The 15,897-nt window shown below is 71.8% G+C and carries 16 protein-coding genes and 2 tRNA genes; 12 read left to right on the forward strand and 6 right to left on the reverse strand.

The window, feature by feature from the left end:
* Window positions 1–450: 450 nt before the first annotated feature.
* Both H030_RS0106325 and mptA read right to left on the reverse strand, forming a co-directional pair.
* Window positions 451–2,925: a diguanylate cyclase gene (locus H030_RS0106325; RefSeq protein ID WP_035125923.1), complete on the reverse strand. Its 2,475-nt coding sequence runs from the start codon at window positions 2,923–2,925 to the stop codon at window positions 451–453.
* 108 nt (window positions 2,926–3,033) lie between these two features.
* Window positions 3,034–4,038, reverse strand: a complete 1,005-nt coding sequence (gene mptA / locus H030_RS29780; protein ID WP_035125924.1) for a GTP cyclohydrolase MptA — start codon at window positions 4,036–4,038, stop codon at window positions 3,034–3,036.
* A 96-nt stretch (window positions 4,039–4,134) separates the two neighbouring features.
* On the opposite strand from mptA, the gene H030_RS0106335 reads away from it, so the two are divergent.
* Window positions 4,135–5,439 carry a sigma-70 family RNA polymerase sigma factor gene (locus H030_RS0106335; RefSeq protein ID WP_231398375.1) on the forward strand — a complete coding sequence of 435 codons (1,305 nt, stop codon included), beginning with the start codon at window positions 4,135–4,137 and terminating at the stop codon, window positions 5,437–5,439.
* A 177-nt stretch (window positions 5,440–5,616) separates the two neighbouring features.
* Here the strand turns inward: H030_RS0106335 and H030_RS36475 are convergent, their stop codons facing one another.
* A complete protein-coding gene (locus tag H030_RS36475) occupies window positions 5,617–6,663 on the reverse strand; it encodes an RNA polymerase sigma factor (RefSeq protein ID WP_081690559.1) in 1,047 nt (348 codons plus the stop codon).
* 69 nt (window positions 6,664–6,732) lie between these two features.
* Here H030_RS36475 and H030_RS0106345 point away from each other — a divergent pair.
* The 4 genes from H030_RS0106345 to H030_RS0106360 all read left to right on the forward strand — a co-directional run bounded on the left by H030_RS0106345 (window position 6,733) and on the right by H030_RS0106360 (window position 9,112).
* Window positions 6,733–6,814, forward strand: a tRNA-Tyr gene (locus tag H030_RS0106345).
* A gap of 14 nt (window positions 6,815–6,828) precedes the next feature.
* Window positions 6,829–7,416 (forward strand): O-methyltransferase, encoded by a 588-nt coding sequence (locus H030_RS0106350; RefSeq protein WP_027005504.1) that lies wholly within the window; start codon window positions 6,829–6,831, stop codon window positions 7,414–7,416.
* A gap of 129 nt (window positions 7,417–7,545) precedes the next feature.
* Window positions 7,546–8,556, forward strand: coding sequence for a hypothetical protein (locus H030_RS0106355; RefSeq protein ID WP_027005505.1), 1,011 nt, complete (start codon window positions 7,546–7,548; stop codon window positions 8,554–8,556).
* Between the two features lie 10 nt (window positions 8,557–8,566).
* Complete coding sequence (locus H030_RS0106360; protein ID WP_027005506.1) at window positions 8,567–9,112, forward strand: cupin domain-containing protein; 546 nt, start codon at window positions 8,567–8,569, stop codon at window positions 9,110–9,112.
* Between the two features lie 7 nt (window positions 9,113–9,119).
* Here H030_RS0106360 and H030_RS29790 read toward each other — a convergent pair whose 3' ends face one another.
* The gene (locus H030_RS29790) at window positions 9,120–9,530 is read right to left on the reverse strand and encodes a YidH family protein (protein WP_035125926.1); all 411 of its coding nucleotides are present in this window, start codon (window positions 9,528–9,530) and stop codon (window positions 9,120–9,122) included.
* A 64-nt stretch (window positions 9,531–9,594) separates the two neighbouring features.
* Between H030_RS29790 and H030_RS39555 the strand changes: the two genes are divergently transcribed.
* The 5 genes from H030_RS39555 (at window position 9,595) to H030_RS38280 (ending at window position 12,235) form a co-directional block, all read left to right on the forward strand.
* Entirely contained in the window at window positions 9,595–10,215 is a 621-nt protein-coding gene (locus tag H030_RS39555; RefSeq protein WP_196809020.1) for an FKBP-type peptidyl-prolyl cis-trans isomerase, read from the forward strand.
* Window positions 10,216–10,324: 109 nt separating this feature from the next.
* Window positions 10,325–10,777, forward strand: coding sequence for a hypothetical protein (locus tag H030_RS29795; protein WP_051221863.1), 453 nt, complete (start codon window positions 10,325–10,327; stop codon window positions 10,775–10,777).
* 75 nt (window positions 10,778–10,852) lie between these two features.
* Window positions 10,853–11,467 carry a response regulator transcription factor gene (locus H030_RS0106380; RefSeq protein WP_035125928.1) on the forward strand — a complete coding sequence of 205 codons (615 nt, stop codon included), beginning with the start codon at window positions 10,853–10,855 and terminating at the stop codon, window positions 11,465–11,467.
* 279 nt (window positions 11,468–11,746) lie between these two features.
* A tRNA-Thr gene (locus H030_RS0106385) sits at window positions 11,747–11,819 on the forward strand.
* A gap of 131 nt (window positions 11,820–11,950) precedes the next feature.
* Window positions 11,951–12,235 (forward strand): HU family DNA-binding protein, encoded by a 285-nt coding sequence (locus H030_RS38280; RefSeq protein ID WP_196809021.1) that lies wholly within the window; start codon window positions 11,951–11,953, stop codon window positions 12,233–12,235.
* A 53-nt stretch (window positions 12,236–12,288) separates the two neighbouring features.
* Here the strand turns inward: H030_RS38280 and H030_RS0106395 are convergent, their stop codons facing one another.
* Together H030_RS0106395 and H030_RS0106400 are read right to left on the reverse strand one after the other, a co-directional pair.
* Complete coding sequence (locus H030_RS0106395; protein ID WP_027005510.1) at window positions 12,289–13,035, reverse strand: SDR family oxidoreductase; 747 nt, start codon at window positions 13,033–13,035, stop codon at window positions 12,289–12,291.
* A 3-nt stretch (window positions 13,036–13,038) separates the two neighbouring features.
* The gene (locus H030_RS0106400) at window positions 13,039–14,442 is read right to left on the reverse strand and encodes an aldehyde dehydrogenase family protein (protein WP_231398377.1); all 1,404 of its coding nucleotides are present in this window, start codon (window positions 14,440–14,442) and stop codon (window positions 13,039–13,041) included.
* A 54-nt stretch (window positions 14,443–14,496) separates the two neighbouring features.
* Here H030_RS0106400 and H030_RS0106405 point away from each other — a divergent pair, with 54 nt between their 5' ends.
* A complete protein-coding gene (locus H030_RS0106405; protein WP_027005512.1) occupies window positions 14,497–14,817 on the forward strand; it encodes a hypothetical protein in 321 nt (106 codons plus the stop codon).
* Between the two features lie 121 nt (window positions 14,818–14,938).
* Window positions 14,939–15,886: a LysR family transcriptional regulator gene (locus H030_RS0106410; RefSeq protein ID WP_027005513.1), complete on the forward strand. Its 948-nt coding sequence runs from the start codon at window positions 14,939–14,941 to the stop codon at window positions 15,884–15,886.
* The last annotated feature ends 11 nt before the right edge of the window (window positions 15,887–15,897 follow it).

The raw sequence follows: 15,897 nt of genomic DNA on the forward strand, positions 1-15,897 counted from the left end.
CACATGGGACACCAAACTGCCGTTGAGCGGGTCAACGGTGCATTTGGGTCCCATACGAACCACTATGCACCGTTGACGCTTGGGTTCGGGCCCGAACGTCGCCCGGAGTCCTCCGCGAGGCCCAGGGAGACCCGCCCGCCCCACCACGACGACGAGCCACACCGCCAGCGGCGGCGCGACCGCCAACGCCTTCTCCCATCGATGCCCTCCAAGCCACGCCCCGCACTCCCACCGACACGGCCGCGCTGAACGCCACGACCGCCGCGTCGCAGCGCCGCCGCGCCGGAGTCGGACCGTAGCCGCGCTGAGGCTGAGCGTCGCGTCGCAGCGCCGCCGCGCCGGAGTCGGACCGCAGCCGCGCTGAACGCCGCGAGCGCCGCGTCGCAGCACCGCCCGCGCCCGCGTCGGGGTCAGCCCGCAGCCGCGCTGAGGGGCAGGGGCGCCGGCGGGTCAGGCCGCAGCCGGCGCCGGGCCGGCGTCGGCCGTCAGCGCGCCGAGCGCGCCACGCGTGTGGACGCGCTCCAGCGCGGCCACGGCGTCGGGGTGGAACTGCGCTCCCTCGTTGGCGCGGACTTCGGCGAGTGCCGCGTCCAGCCTCATCGGCGCGCTGTAGACGCGGGCGCCGGTCATCGCGTCCCATGCGTCGGCGAGGGCCATCAGGCGGGCGCCCTCGGCGATGCCGTCGCCGGCCAGGCCGTCGGGGTAGCCGCGGCCGTCGTGGCGCTCGTGGTGGCCGCGGACCCACGCGACCTGCTCGCCGTCGAGCATCTCGGCGACGATCTGGGCGCCGAGGTCGGCGTGGCGCTTGATGACCTCGTACTCCTCGGCCGTCAAGCGCTCAGGCTTGCTGAGCACTGCGTCGGGAACGCCGATCTTGCCGACGTCGTGGACGACGGCTGCGTCGTGCAGGCGCGCGACGTCCTCGGGCGACCAGCCGGACTCGGCGGCCAGCTCGCAGGCCAGCGCCGCGACGCGCTCGCTGTGCCGGATCGTCGCGGGGTCCTTGGCGTCGATCGCGCGGGCCAGCGCGCCGAGGGCGGCCAGCGCGCGGGCGTGCTCGAGGCGGTCGGCGCGCTCGGCCGCTGACAGCTCTTCCACAACCTGCGGCGAGTAGCGGATGCACGCGTCGCGCCCGTGGGCCTTGGCCCAGTACAGCGCGCCGTCGGCCAGGCGCAGCAGCTCCTCGGGCGCGCTGGCCTGGTCGAGGTCGCAGACGCCGGCGCTGAGCGTCATCGCGCCCGCGTCGGCGAACGGCGTCGCGGCGACAGCACGGCGGATCCGCTCGGCCGCGGCGTGCGCGTCGTCGCCGTCGACGCCGGGCATCAGCAGCGCCAGCTCGTCGCCGCCGATGCGCGCGACGATCTCGCCGGCGCGCGCCGCGCTCTGCATGCGCCGCGCGGTCTCGGCCAGGACGGCGTCGCCGCCGACGTGCCCGAGCGTGTCGTTGATCTGCTTGAAGCGGTCGATGTCGAAGACCGCCAGCGCCAGCGGCGTGCCGTGGCGGCGCGCGACCGCGGCCTCCTCGCGCAGGCGCTCGTGGAACGCGCGGTGGTTGACCAGCCCCGTCAGCTGGTCGGTCGTCGCCTGGGCGACCAGGCGCGCCTGCGCGTCGGCGTTGGCGATCGCCATGCCGATCAGCTCGGCGAAGCGCTGCAGGCGGCCCTCGATGTCGGCGGAGAGGTCGTCGGTCCGAGGCGTGCAGACGATCATCGCGCCCCACAGGCGCGCCTCGACGGTGATCGGCGCGGCGATCCGCTGGCGGTAGGGCGGCATCGACGGCACGGCGACGGCGCGCTCGTCGAAGCGCTCTGCGCGACCGGTCCTCCGGATCCGGTCGACCGCCGAGCCGGGTGCGACCGGCACGTAGGGCGGCAGCGGCGGCGGGAGCACGCCGGGCGCGGTCCCCTGGCCGATCGCGCGCACGATCTCGGACCGACCGTCGAAGGCGACGACGACGCCGACGTCCATCCCGAGCAGCGTCGCGACCTCGGCGCCGGCCAACTCGGCGACCTCGGTCAGCCCTGCGCCGCGCGCGACGGTCGACGCGACGCGGTGCAGCGCCGCCGCCTCCTCCGACATCCGCTGGTGCTCGTCGAGCATCTGGCGGCGGTCGGCGGTCAGCGCGGCGAGCAGGTAGAGGCAGACCGCCATCAGGACCGAGAAGGCCTGCGCGACGAGCAGGTCGTGGTCGCCGCCGACGGCCAGCGGGCCGCGGCCGGCGGACGTCTCGTAGACCGCGATGATCGTCAGCCCGGCCGAGGCGAGCGCGACCGAGCCCTTGGTCGCGCGCAGCACGAGCCACACGCCGAACGGGATCAGCAGCCAGATCTGGCCGTGGGGGCGGGTGAAGGCCGCCAGCGCGACGGCGAGCAGCAGGCCGACGACCGTCGCGTCCTCCAGCACGCGCAGCGGGCGCAGGCGCGGCCACTGCATGAGGTCGCGTGCGCTGATCAGCGGCGCGATCAGCAGCATCCCGGCGACGTCGCCGAGGGTCCAGCGCAGGATCGACTCGGCGAAGGCGCCGTGGTGCTCGCCGGCCAGCGACAGCGTGCTCTGGCCGATCACGCCCGACGCGAAGGCGCCGGCGAACAGCACGCCGATCCCGGCGAAGCGCGCGACCGCGGGCCGGGTCATCATCGGCGTGATGTAGCGGTCCAGCAGCGTGACGCAGATCAGGACCTCGACGGTCGGCGCGATCCCGCCGCCGACCGCGGCGACCAGGCCGCTGGTCGTGAGCTTGGCCGCGAACGCGCCGATCAGGACGCCGGGCCACAGGTTCCGGCCCCAGCGCAGCAGCACGCCGAGCGCGATCCCGGCCGCCGGCCAGACCGCGACGAGGCCGGACCGGACGGGCAGCGCCCACGCCAGCCGGACCGCCAGCGCGTACGCGATCGCCAGGCCGAGGATCGGCAGGATCGGTGGCACGGTCGCGGGTCGCGGCGGCAAAGCAGCCCTCATCACCCGAGATCTCGGCATCTGGGCGGTTCGGTTGAGCCCCCGCGTCAGGAGGCGAGCGTGTTCCTGAAGCGGTGCCTAGGAACCGACGACGCCGTCGAGCCAGTCGCGCATCGACACGTGGCGGTCGGCGATGTCGCCGGAAGCCACTTCGTGACGCAGCTCGCTCACGAGCCCGAAGCGCTCGGCGACGACGTTGTGCTGGTGGATGGTCTCCAGGTTCTCCTGGCGCGCGGAGACGTAGCCGCCGTCCTGCAGCTGGGGCAGGTCGTCCAGGACGCCCTTGACCATCTCGCGCACGCAGTCCTCGACGAACCGCGGGCGGCGGTGGGCCTTCTCGACGACGGCGCCCTCGTCGGAGCGCTTCATCATCTCGTAGATCTCGGAGCTCATCGAGTTCTCGACGATCGCCAGCAGCGTGGCCGCGTCGATGTCCTCGGTGCAGTCCTCCGGGCAGCCGATGTGCAGCGTCCCGAGGCCGCGCTGGTTGTGCGTCGCGACCGGGACGTGCTCGAAGATCCGCTCGATCTGGCCGTCGTCGAAGCCGTCTGCGGTCAGACGTTCCCGTGCCGCTCCGGCAACCAGCTGCTGGGCGCACGGGCAGGCGGTCATGCCCTGCGCGGCGACGCCGATCAGCCGGCGCGTGCCCTGCTCGGTCGCCACGGCGGTCCCGAACATGGTGTACAGCTCCTGCGTCTGGATGCCGGAGACCGGCGCCGGCTTGTGCTCCGGGTAGCGCGCGGCGATCGTCACCTCGGCGCGCTTCGCGTCCTGGCGCTCGCGCACCTGCTCGGCGATCCGGGTCGCCAGCTGCTCGGCCCGGAATGCGGAGGATCCAAGGATCACCTCGGTGATCGCGTCGTTCACGGTCTCCTCGAAGCGCGACATGTGGGCGCCCTTCTGCTTGGGCCCGAGGTCGACGAAGCACTCGAGCTTGGCCCAGTAGAGCTCCTCCTGGCCGTCGCGCTTGATGCGGATGACCTTCTCGACGCCGGTCACCCCCACACGGGACAGCGACAGGTGGACGGTGGGCTGCTGAGCCTGGACGTCCGGGGAGTTGACGAGGACCGTGGTCGGCTCCATGACCCGATCTAGCCTATCGCCACTACTTTCTGGGGTTCCCTGCTCGTCCTAACCTGTGCTAACAATCCAGGCGTCGGCTACGAGCTCCTCCGCCAGATGGCGCAAGAGGACCAAGCTCAGCCTCCTGCGGCACAGCCCGCACGTTGCACCTCGGGGTGCGTTCCAAGTTGCAGTACAGGGAAGAGAGAGGGACCTGGGGCACGGGGGTGTCTGGGTCCGGGAACGACGTCCACAAGGATCGGGTTGAGCACCAAGACCGACGTTCTACTCGCTGACGAGGCACCCATCGCAGAGCTCGACGAGCTCCGCACGCTCATCCAGGAAGGGCAAGAGCGGGGTTTCCTCACCATCGAGCAGATCACCACCACGCTCGAAGAGGTGGAGATCACCAAGGAGCAGCTCACCGAGCTGCACCAGCATCTCGACCAGGAGGGCATCGCGATCGTCGGCGCCGACGGCAAGCCCGTCAGCTCCGAGAGCGGTCGCGCCGAGGCTGCCGCCGAAGCGCGCCAGTCCGCCGCCGGCGCCAGCGCCGCCGAGCAGCGCAAGAAGCCGGAGATCGACCTCACGGTCGAGCCTTCGCTGGACTCGCTGCGGCTGTACCTGCGCTCGATCGGCCGCGTCGCGCTGCTGACCGCCGAGCAGGAGGTCTCCCTCGCCAAGCGCATCGAGCGCGGCGACATGGCGGCCAAGCAGGCGATGGTCGAGGCCAACCTGCGGTTGGTCGTCTCGATCGCCAAGGGCTACCTCGGTCGCGGGCTGACGTTCCTGGATCTGATCCAGGAGGGCTCGCTGGGCCTCATCCGCGCCGTCGAGAAGTTCGACTACCGCCGCGGCTACAAGTTCTCCACGTACGCCACGTGGTGGATCCGGCAGGCCGTGACGCGTGCGATCGCCGACAAGGGCCGCACGATCCGCATCCCGGTGCACATGGTCGAGAAGCTCAACAAGGTCGTGCACGTCGAGCGTCAGCTCGTCCAGTCGCTCGGCCGCGAGCCCTCGCCGGAGGAGATCGCGCTGGAGCTCGACTGCACCGCGCGTGAGGTGCGGGACATCCTGCGGATGAGCCAGCAGCCGATCTCGCTGGAGAAGCCGATCGGCGACGAGGAGGAGTCCGAGCTGGGCGACTTCGTCGAGGATCAGACCGCCGAATCGCCCTTCGAGCTCGCTGCGGAGAACCTCCGCAAGGAGAACGTTCACCGTGCTCTCGCGGCACTTCCGCAGCGTGAGCGCGAGGTGATCGAAATGCGATTTGGACTTACCGGTGGTCGACCGCGTACCCTTGAGGAAGTGGGACGCGCCTTCAACGTCACCCGAGAGCGAATTCGGCAGATCGAGAACCACACCTTGAAAAAGCTCGAGTCGCTCCCCGAGGCCCAGCGCCTTAGGGACGCCTCGTAGTCCGGGGAGAAATTTCCCGGAGGAGGAGAGGGGTCAGAGGGGTGTGCTGGGGAGCGCACCCCTCACTTTCCCGAGAGGCCGCGCTGGGGAGCGCGGCCTCTCACTTCAGGCGAAAGGCGGGCCATTGGCCCGCCTTTCGTCGTTCTGGCGTGGTTTGGGGAGCTTCTTGCCGCGTTCTTATGGATGCTGCAACGCCGCTTGCGCGAGCGCGGCCTGGCACGAGCCGTACTCGCCGCCGCCGTTGCCGGCGATGCCCAGCGCGCGGGTGATGACGCCGGCGCCGTAGGAGTGGTCGATGTGGCCGTCGGCGCAGTCGGCCTTGAGGCCGGCGGGCAGCTTGGTGAACGACGCGACGGCGTGGTTGGTCGTCCTGGCCGGCGTCTGCGCGGCGGCGTTCGTCGCGTTCGCGACCTTGGCGGCCGGCGCCGCGGCCGCGGGCGCCGCGGCCTGCGTCGTGGTGGGCGCCCTGTGATGGTGGTTGATCGGCACGGGCGTCTTGCCCGCGACGACCGGCAGCGAGCCGACGGCGACGACCGCGGCGCACGCGACCTTCGGCGTGGCCGATGCCGCGACCGGCTCCCAGAGCGACGTGAGGCGCTCGCCGATACGCGCGACGAGCGGCAGCGGCATCCACGCCGCGACGCGCCGGTCGTCCCGCGCGCGCTTCAGCCCCTGGCGGGCGCGGACCAGCAGCGACTTCACGGCCGGGACCGTCGTGTCGAGCTCCTGGGCGATGTCGACGTAGCTGCGGCCCTCCAGCTCGCGCAGGACGAGCGCGGAGCGCTGCGAGTCCGGCAGGCGGCCGACGTCGGCGACGATCGTGCGCATCCCCAGCGACCGCTCGACGGCCGACTGCGCGTCTTCCGCGGGCGGGTGGGCGTGATCGGCCAGCTCGACGACCGGGTGGCGCTTGCGCGACTGGTGCAGGTCCAGCGCGCAGTTGCGCGCGATCCGGTGCAGCCACGGGCCCAGCGCGTCCGGGCGGGAGCCGTTGCGCAGCGCGCGCATCGCGCGCATCAGGGCGTCCTGGACGACGTCGTCGGCATCCGCGCTCGTCGGGACGTAGCCCCGCGCGTACCGGACCAGCCGCGCGCGATAGCGGTCGTGCATCGCAGCGAACGCGTCATCGCTGCCCGCAGCGATCAGCTCGACCAGCGTCCGCTCGTCCAGCGCGGCGAGCATGCTGGGCGGCAGAGCAGGGGGAAGTGCGTCGATGGCAGCCATCGTCCCTAAGACCGTAACGGCGACCCGAAGGTTGCGCCCCAACTCAGATAAGATCCCCTCCGCTGCTCTGGCGGGATACCCGAGCGGTCAAAGGGGCCTGACTGTAAATCAGGTGGCTACGCCTTCGAAGGTTCGAATCCTTCTCCCGCCACTAGAGTCCCGGCCATGGACGGCCGGATCCTCGCGCTGTTGGATGAGCTGCACCGCCATGGGCGGGAGCATGATGCGGCGTTGGAGGATCGGTTGCTGCGGTTGCGCAACCTGGAGCCGGAGACCGGGAAGCTGCTGAACCTGCTGGTCCGGACGCTGGGGGCGCGGTCGGTGCTCGAGCTGGGGACGTCGAACGGCTACTCGACGATCTGGCTGGCCGAGGCGGCGGCGCGCAACGGCGGGCGGGTCACGTCGGTCGAGATGAATCCGGAGCGCACGGCGCAGGCGGCGACGAACCTCGCGCGCGCGCAGCTGGCGGAGTTCGTGGACCTGCATGTCGGCGACGCCGCCACGGTCCTGCGCGACACGCGCGACACCACGGTGGACCTGGTCTTCCTCGACGCCGAGCGGCCGGAGTACCCGGCCTACTGGCCGGACCTGACGCGCGTCCTGCGCCGCCCGGGCCTGCTCGCGATCGACAACGCGATCTCGCACGCGCACGAGCTGGTGGACTTCGCCAAGGTCGTCGACGCCGACGACCGCGCGCTCACGGCGCTGGACCAGACCGGCGCGGGCGTGCTGCTGGTCTCGCTCCCCGCGTAGGAACTTCTAGGCACACGTCCGGATTCGGACGGGGCCTCCTTGGGAACATGAACCTGAGCATCACGCCGTCAGGTCCAGAACAGGGAGCGTTCCTTGCCGTACCGCAGTCTCCGCCGCCGCAGCCTCGCCGTGGCCGCCACCTCCGTCCTCGCCGCGCTCGGAGTCGCCTCCGCCGCCTCGGCGGCCGCCACCGTCACCGTCACGGGCGACGACGGCACCACCCAGGTCGGCCTCAACGCCGGCCCGGTGACCATCCGCAACATGAACCCGACCGTCGGGATCGCGTTCGCCGACACCAACGGGCAGTTCAGCGCGCACGTCGCCGGCCCGGACGGCACGGCGGTCGCCGACGACGCGACCTGCCGCCTGAACGGCAACGCCACCCGCTACCTCACGTTCCGCGGCAACGGCGCCTACACGGTCACGATCACCAACTACGCCAGCTACAGGACCGACGCGAACTGCGCGAGGCCGACGTCGACCGAGACCTACACCTTCACGATCGCCTCCTCGGTCGCGATCACGGCGCCGCCCGGCCCGTTCCTGATGCGCGCGCCCAACTCGTACCACACCAACACGCTGTCGCTGCCCGTGCAGTCCAACCCGGGCGCCTCGGGCTACGACGTCCAGTACGGCCTCGGCTCGCCGGTCAACCCGGACGGCTCGCTGGGCGGCTCGCCGCAGTCCGGCTACGTGAACACGACGACCGGGACGATCGACCTCACCTTCACGGTCCCCGGCACCTACACGGTGGTCTACCGCGCGCACAACGGCGACTACGGCTCGCCGTGGTCGACGCCGGTCAACGTCGTCGCGATGGTGCCGTTCGACCTGCTCGGGATCTCCTGGCCGGACTCGCGCGGCCCCAGCTACCTGCTGCGCGGGACCATCAACGACAAGAACATCCGCGGCAGGGTCTCGCTCGCGCTCGCGCGCAAGGGCAAGCACAACAAGTACGGCACCTACAAGTCGCTGGGCAAGACGTCGATCTCCTCGAAGTCGACGTTCTCCAAGCGCTTCACCGAGCGCCGCACCGGTACCTACCGCCTGCGCGTCCACTACGCGGGGTCCGGGATCTCGCCGGCGACGACCGTGTACTACACGAACATCCGCATCACCCGGCGGTTGTTCTACAAGTAGTCTCGGCGTCATGAAGCCCGAGGCCGAGATCGTCGAGACCGAGCACGGGCTCCAGGCCGCGTCGGAGGGGTGGTTCGTCATGAACCTCGCCGACGTGGCCTGGCAGACGACCGAGCGCGGCGGCACCTGGTCGCTGCTGGAGACGGACGAGGCGCCGTTCGGCCAGTTCGGGATCGGCGTGCACGTCCTGCCGCCAGGCGAGTCCTCGGGCTTCTACCACTGGGAGAGCGACCAGGAGGGGTTCCTGGTCCTCTCCGGCGCGTGCCTCCTGCTCGTCGAGGGCGAGGAGCGCCGGCTGAAGCGCTGGGACTACTTCCACTGCCCGCCGGGCGTCGCGCACATCACGGTCGGCGCGGAGGGCGAGGAGCCCTGCGCGCTGCTGATGGTCGGCGCACGGACCAGGGGACGTCTGACGCGGTACCCGCCCGACGAGGCGGCGGCGAAGCACGGCGTGTCGGTCGAGCACGAGGCCGGGACCGGGCTCAGGAACGCCTACGAGCAGTGGCCGGTGCAGCCGCGCGTCTTCACCAACGTGCCGGCCCCGCCGCTGCCCTAGCGCGCGCTCAGCTGTCGGCGACGATCACGACCGCGGCCATCAGGCCGAGCGCGATCGTGAGCCCGCCGACGACCCACATCGCCCGCTCGTCGAGCCCGAGCCAGCGGCCCTCGCGGATCGCGCGATCGACCTCGCGCCCGCGGTAGAGGCCGTAGACGACGATCAGGATCCCGAGGACCGCGTAGCCCGCGCCGAGCGCGACGAACGGCCAGCGCGTGCCGTGCTCGCCGCGCAGGTCCGGCAGCAGCTTGCCGACGCCGAGCGCGACGGCGGTCGCGGTCAGGCCGGTGCGCAGCCACGCGAGGACGGTCCGCTCCGACGCCAGCCAGGTCCGGCGCGTGGCGTCGCCGTCCTGATCGAAGTGGCGGGGACCGGGCGTGGGCGGCGGCTCGTCGATCGCGCCCTCCGGACGGTCCATGCCGGGGAGGCTACACGTGGTGCACGTTCCCTTAAGAAAATGCAGTTAGCATGCCGCCTTCCTCATGACCAGAACCCGCAACATCGCACTGTCCCTGAGCGTTCTGTCGCTGGCGGCCGGGCTCGCCGCCGGTTGCGGCAGCAGCGACGACAACGGCTTCCGCGGCGCCGGATCGAAGATCGACGGCGACCCCGCGACGACGCTTCCGGCCGACCTCGCGTCGACCAAGTCGACCGTCAAGGTCCGCGCGGCCGGCGAGCCGCTGCCCGTTCAGAAGAACGTCGTCGGCGTCAGCACCGACATGACCAAGAAGCCCGTCGTGCCCAAGGCCGTCGGCAAGGCGCCGACCGAGCTGCAGGGCTCCGAGGTCGTCACCGGCACCGGCGCCGTCGCCAGGACCGGCGACAAGGTCACGGTCCAGTACGTCGGCCAGCTGTTCGCCAACGGCAAGGAGTTCGACACGAGCTGGAAGAAGGGCCGCACGCCCTTCCAGTTCACGATCGGCGGCGGCCAGGTCATCCAGGGCTGGGACCAGGGCGTCCCGGGCATGAAGGTCGGCGGCCGGCGCACGCTGGTCATCCCGGCCGACCTCGCCTACGGCGCCCAGGGCTCGCCTCCCACGATCCCGGCCAACGCGCCGCTGGTCTTCGTGATCGACCTCAAGAAGGTCGAGAAGGGCTCCTAGGCCTCTCGCTTGTCCCCGCGCGCCGCCTGGGGTGGCGCGCGGGTCGTCGCGGTGGGAGCATGGGCGTCGCTGAGTCACATCCCGCGACGTCGTAAAGGAGTTCCTGCCCATGGAGTCCTCCACGCCCACGCGCGTCCTCGTGGTCGCCCACCGCACGGCGGCCACCCCGGCGTTGCTCGACGCCGTCCGGGAGCGCGCGGCCCGTGGGCCGTGCGCGTTCACGCTGCTGGTGCCCAACCAGGCCCACGGCCTGCATCGCGTGATCGACGCCGAGGACCAGGACGCCGGCGAGGCCGAGTCGGTCCTGGAGCTCGCCCTGCCGCTGCTGCAGGACGCCGCCGGCGCGCCCGTCGAGGGGATCGTCGGCGACCCGGAGCCGCTCAACGCGGTCGCCGACGCCGTCAACCTGCGCGGGTTCGACGAGATCATCGTGTCGACGCTGCCCGCGCGCGTGTCGCGCTGGCTGAGGCTCGACCTGCCGTCGAAGATCGGCGGATTGGGCCTGCCTGTCACCACGGTGACGGCCACGGAGCGCGCCGAGGCGCCCGCTTCAACTGTCTGAGGGGTCAGGTGGACGCCTCGGGTTGACGCCGACCCGTAGAATCGCCGGTGCCGCTGGGAGGCGGCAGGGACGCCAATGAGCAACGGCACAAGGGTGAGGGTGTACGTGGCAGACGACCATCCCGTTTTCCGGGATGGCGTTGTGCTGGCGCTGCGGCGGCGACCGGAGTTCGAGGTCGTCGGCGAGGCGCAGGACGGGCGCACCGCGCTGGAGGAGATCCGCGTGCTGCGGCCCGACGTCGCGCTGCTCGACGTCAAGATGCCGGGGCTCGACGGGCACACGGTCCTGCGCGCGATCCAGCGCGACGACCTGCCGGTGAAGGTCGTGCTGCTCAGCGCGACCGTGCTGCCGCCCGAGGCGCGCGAGGCGCTCGCCGCCGGCGCGATGGCCTACCTGTCCAAGGAGGTCAACCGCGACGCGATCTGCGACGCGGTCGCGGCCGCCGCGCGCGGAGACCGGCTGCAGGTCGACGTCGCCGAGCCGGTCTGGGAGCGCCCGCTGCTGTCGCCGCGCGAGCTGGAGGTCCTGCGGCTGACCGCGGGCGGACAGAGCGCGCCGTCGATCGGGCGCGAGCTGCACCTGTCGCCCGAGACGGTCAAGACGCACCTCAAGAACGTCTACGAGAAGCTCGGCGTGAGCGATCGCGCCGCCGCCGTGGCCGAGGGCATGCGCCGCGGCCTGGTCGAATAGCCGGGCTTGAGGGCTCTCTCAGGGAAGTTCCCTCCATCGGGGGATGAGGAGCCGTTTCCGGGGCGCCGATCCTATGGCTACAACGGACGAAGCCCCCTGAACCGGCATCCCCTTCACCAGGTCCCCTCTGGTGCGTCGGAACTTTTCGTCCCACACAGCGACCATGTCATCCCTGCTCTGGACATGGCCGCATCGCAACGAGTTCGGGCGGGCGTGTCTTCCTGCTCTGCACGCCCGCCCGTCTTCGTTTGCGCGCGCTAGCTACACTTCCGGCTCCCCGCCCTCCTAGCTCAGTTGGTAGAGCACTTCCATGGTAAGGAAGGGGTCATCGGTTCGAGTCCGATGGAGGGCTTACGAGATCCCCGCGCATGCGGGGATTTCGCGTTTCCGGGCCGATCCCTAGGCTCCAGAGGGCGGAACGACCGGTGCATCGTGCACCATAAGCCGCTGCGTCGTCTGGCGCCGAAACAGAGAAGGAGCAGAATGCCCAGCATCAACAAGTCCGACCTCGCCGGCCTCGTCGCCGAGCAGGCCGATGTCTCGGTCGCCGAGGCCAAGGCGATCGTCGACGCCACGTTCGAAGTCGTCGCCGCTCGCGTCGCCGCCGGCGACGAGGTGTCGGTCGGTGGCTTCGGGAAGTTCTCGGTCGCCGAGCGGTCCGCTCGCACCGGTCGCAACCCGCAGACCGGCGAGACCATGCAGATCGCCGCGTCCAAGGCGCCGAAGTTCAGCGCCGCGTCGGCGTTCAAGACCGCCGTCAAGGGCTAGTAGAGCCCCGCGACACGCCGGCCGGGCTTCGCCCCCGGCCGGCGGCGCCGCGCCTACTCCGGCGTCACGTAGGCGCCGGAGAGGCCGCCGTCGACGAGGAAGGTCGTCGACGTCATGAAGGAGGACTCGTCGGAGGCGAGGAAGAGGACGCCGTTGGCGATCTCTGACGGCCTGCCGAAGCGGCCCATCGGGACGTGGATCAGCCGGCGTGCGGCGCGGGCCGGGTCCTTGGCGAACAGCTCCTGGAGCAGCGGTGTGTCGACCGGGCCGGGGCAGAGGGCGTTGACGCGGACGCCGCGGCGGGCGAACTCGACGCCGAGCTCGCGGGTCAGTGCGAGCACGCCGCCCTTGGACGCGGTGTAGGAGATCTGCGAGGTCGCCGCGCCCATCACCGCGACGAACGACGCGGTGTTGATGACGCTGCCGCCACCGCCGTTCAGCAGGTGCGGGATGCCGTGCTTGCAGCAGAGGAAGACCGACTTCAGGTTGACGTCCTGCACGCGCTGCCACGCCTCGAACGTCGTCTCCAGCACGCTCGTGTCGTCGTCGGGCGAGATGCCGGCGTTGTTGAACAGGATGTCGATGCGGCCGTACTGCTCGGCGACCTGGGCGTACATCTGCTCGACCGCGAACTCCTCGGTCACGTCCACGGCGAGCGCGAGGTCGCCGGGCGCGCCCTCGACCAAGTCGATGCCTACAACTTTCGCGCCCTCGCGCTGGAAGGCCTCCACGGTGGCCGCGCCGATCCCTCCCGCCGCTCCGGTGACCACGGCGACCTTGCCCTCGAGACGTCCCGGCATGCCCTACTTCCCTTCCGTGTTGATGTAGATGGTTTTGACCTCGGTGTAGGCGTCGGTCGCGTGCGGCCCCAGCTCGCGCCCGTACCCGGACTGCTTGAAGCCGCCGAACGGCGTCGTCAGCCGCACCGACGAGTTGGAGTTGATCGACAGGTTGCCGCTCTCCAGCGCCCGCGCGACGCGCAGGCCCTTCGCGCCGTCGCGCGTCCACACCGAGCCGCTCAGCCCGTAGATGGAGTCGTTGGCCAGCCGGACCGCGTCGGCCTCGCCGTCGAACGGCACGACGACCGCGACCGGCCCGAAGATCTCCTCGTGGCGCGCCGGGTGGTCGTCGGCGACCGGCCACAGCACGGTCGGCGGGAACCAGAAGCCCGGGCCCTCCGGCGCGCGGCCCTGGATCGCGACCTCCGCGCCGTCGCCCACGAACGCGGCGACGCGCTCGCGCTGCTGCGCGCTGATCAAGGGCCCCATCTCGGTCGTGGGATCCAGCGGATCGCCCACGCGGATCGCCTCCACCGCGCCCTGCAGGTGCGACAGGAACTCGTCGACGACCGAGCGCTCCACCAGGATGCGCGAACGCGCGCAGCAGTCCTGACCGGCGTTGTCGAAGACCGCCCACGGCGCGGCCAGCGCGGCGGCTTCCACGTCGGCGTCGGCGAACACCACGTTGGCCGACTTGCCGCCCAGCTCCAGCGTCACGCGCTTGATCGTCGCGGCCGCGCGCTGCGCGATCTCGCGCCCCACGGCGGTCGACCCCGTGAACGCGATCTTCGCCACGTCCGGGTGCTCGACGAGCCGCCGGCCTGCCTCCCGGCCGGTGCCCACGACGACGTTCACGACGCCCTCGGGCAGCCCCGCGTCCAGGGCCAGCTCGGCGAAACGCAGCGCGGTCAGCGGCGTCAGCTCGGCCGGCTTCAACACCACCGTGTTGCCCGCCGCCAGCGCCGGCGCCATCTTCCAGCACGCGATGTTGAGCGGGAAGTTCCAGGGCGTGATCAGCCCGACGACGCCCAGCGGCGTGCGCTCCGTGAACGCCACACCATCCGCGACCGGGATCGTCTCGCCGTGCGGCCGCTCGACCGCGCCCGCGAAGTAGCGGAAGACCTCGATCGCCATGCCGATCTCGCCCCGGGCCGACGCCAGCGGCTTGCCCGCGTTGCGCGCCTCGAGCAGCGCCAGCTCGTCCCACGCGCCCTCCATCGCCTCGACGACGCGCCGCAGCAGCCGCGCGCGATCCGCCGGCGCGACGTCGCGCCACGCCGGGAACGCGCGCCGCGCGGCGGCGACCGCGACGTCGACCTCGTCCGCACCCGCGCGCGGCACCGACGCCAGGAGCGCCTCGGTCGCGGGCTCCAGGACCGCCAGCGCGGTGTCCTCCATCAAAGGTGTGCCTTCCGTGCCTTTGGTCATCGCGGGCGGCAGCATATCGATCGATCACGCCCCATCGGCGTAGGCTCGCCTCCCATGGAGCACTGGGATCTGCGCACGGTCGACGTCGTCCCGCACCACCCGGTGGTGCTGCACTCACAACGGGGCGAGGCACGGTCGATCCTGATCAACCTCCCCGCGGGCGAGTCGCTGCAGGACCACCAGGTCCACGAGCGCGCCTACGTGGTCGTCATCGACGGCGAGGTGGAGCTCGGCGGCGTCACCGGCGGCGCGGGCCTCGCGGCGGTCTTCGACCCCGGCGAGCGCCACGCGGTCCCCGCCTCCAGCGACGCGCGCCTGCTCGTCGTCCTCGCGCCGTGGCCCGGTCCCGGCCACCCCGGCGCCAGCGATGCGTGATCGCTCAGCATCGTAAAAGCGCATCAACCCGCGCGAACCCGGCATTGGTCCCGGGCCGCTCGCCCCGGAGGATCGGTTGCGTCCCCGCATCCCCCGAGACGAGAAGGAACCGCCGACCCCCATGGAGCTCCGACATCTGAAGTACTTCGTCGCCGTAGCCGAGGAGAGGCACTTCCGCAACGCGGCCGCGCGCCTGCACGTCGCGCAGCCCGCGATCTCCGAGCAGATCCGCAAGCTCGAGCAGGAACTTGGCGTACAACTTCTGACGCGCACCCACCGCCGCGTCGAGCTGACCGAGGCCGGCGCGGTCCTCCTGGCCGACGCCAAGCGCGTGCTCAAGCAGACCGAGGCCGCGACCCGCGCCGTGCACCGCGTCCGCGACGGGATGCTCACGCGCCTGCGGATCGGCTACGCGCCGGACGCGGTCCCCGCCGCGATGCCCCGCGCGCTCGCCCGCCTGCGCACGCTGACCACGCCCGCGCCGGTCGTCGAGCTCACCACCGGCGGCGCGCGCGAGCTGCTCGCCGACGTCCGCGGCGACCGCCTCGACGCCGCGCTGATCGCGCTTCCCGCGCCGCTGGCGGGCCTGAAGGCCGTCGAGGTCGCCCACGAGCGCGCGGTCGCCGCGATCCCGGAGGCGCTGATCCCGCGCGGCGGGACCGGCCCGATCACGATCGACTGGCTCGCGCGCCACCGCATCGTCGTGACGGCCCGGACGACCAACCCCGCGTTCTACGACGCGGTCATCGGCACGTTCCGCGCGGCCGAGCTGACGCCGCAGATCATCACCGCCAACGAGCCGTCGCCCGAGCACCTGCTGTTGGAGTCCGTCGCCGGCGCGGGCGTCGCGCTGCTGCCGCAGTCGGCCGCCGAGCGCATCGCGGTCCCGGAGATCGCGATCCGCGAGATCGCCGGCCCGGCGCCGTCCTGCACGGTCGCCGTCGCGGTCCGCGACGAGGCGCCCTCGACCGCGCTGACCGGCTTCCTGCGCGCGATCGGCGCCGCCGCCCGGACCCAGCGCCGCCGCCAGGACGACGCGGTCGGCGAGCTGGCCGTGGTGGCGTCATAGCGGTTCACCTG

The organism is Conexibacter woesei Iso977N (assembly GCF_000424625.1).
GTDB classification, from domain to species: domain Bacteria; phylum Actinomycetota; class Thermoleophilia; order Solirubrobacterales; family Solirubrobacteraceae; genus Baekduia; species Baekduia woesei_A.

Excerpts from the sequence above, each read along its gene's own strand:
- mptA (WP_035125924.1), bottom strand. The coding sequence starts at position 4,038 with ATGGAGCCGACCACGGTCCTCGTCAACTCCCCGGACGTCCAGGCTCAG.
- H030_RS0106335 (WP_231398375.1), top strand. The coding sequence starts at position 4,135 with ATGGCGCAAGAGGACCAAGCTCAGCCTCCTGCGGCACAGCCCGCACGT.
- H030_RS36475 (WP_081690559.1), bottom strand. The coding sequence starts at position 6,663 with ATGGCTGCCATCGACGCACTTCCCCCTGCTCTGCCGCCCAGCATGCTC.
- H030_RS0106350 (WP_027005504.1), top strand. The coding sequence starts at position 6,829 with ATGGACGGCCGGATCCTCGCGCTGTTGGATGAGCTGCACCGCCATGGG.
- H030_RS0106360 (WP_027005506.1), top strand. The coding sequence starts at position 8,567 with ATGAAGCCCGAGGCCGAGATCGTCGAGACCGAGCACGGGCTCCAGGCC.
- H030_RS29790 (WP_035125926.1), bottom strand. The coding sequence starts at position 9,530 with ATGGACCGTCCGGAGGGCGCGATCGACGAGCCGCCGCCCACGCCCGGT.
- H030_RS39555 (WP_196809020.1), top strand. The coding sequence starts at position 9,595 with ATGACCAGAACCCGCAACATCGCACTGTCCCTGAGCGTTCTGTCGCTG.
- H030_RS29795 (WP_051221863.1), top strand. The coding sequence starts at position 10,325 with ATGGAGTCCTCCACGCCCACGCGCGTCCTCGTGGTCGCCCACCGCACG.
- H030_RS0106380 (WP_035125928.1), top strand. The coding sequence starts at position 10,853 with ATGAGCAACGGCACAAGGGTGAGGGTGTACGTGGCAGACGACCATCCC.
- H030_RS38280 (WP_196809021.1), top strand. The coding sequence starts at position 11,951 with ATGCCCAGCATCAACAAGTCCGACCTCGCCGGCCTCGTCGCCGAGCAG.
- H030_RS0106395 (WP_027005510.1), bottom strand. The coding sequence starts at position 13,035 with ATGCCGGGACGTCTCGAGGGCAAGGTCGCCGTGGTCACCGGAGCGGCG.
- H030_RS0106400 (WP_231398377.1), bottom strand. The coding sequence starts at position 14,442 with ATGACCAAAGGCACGGAAGGCACACCTTTGATGGAGGACACCGCGCTG.
- H030_RS0106405 (WP_027005512.1), top strand. The coding sequence starts at position 14,497 with ATGGAGCACTGGGATCTGCGCACGGTCGACGTCGTCCCGCACCACCCG.
- H030_RS0106410 (WP_027005513.1), top strand. The coding sequence starts at position 14,939 with ATGGAGCTCCGACATCTGAAGTACTTCGTCGCCGTAGCCGAGGAGAGG.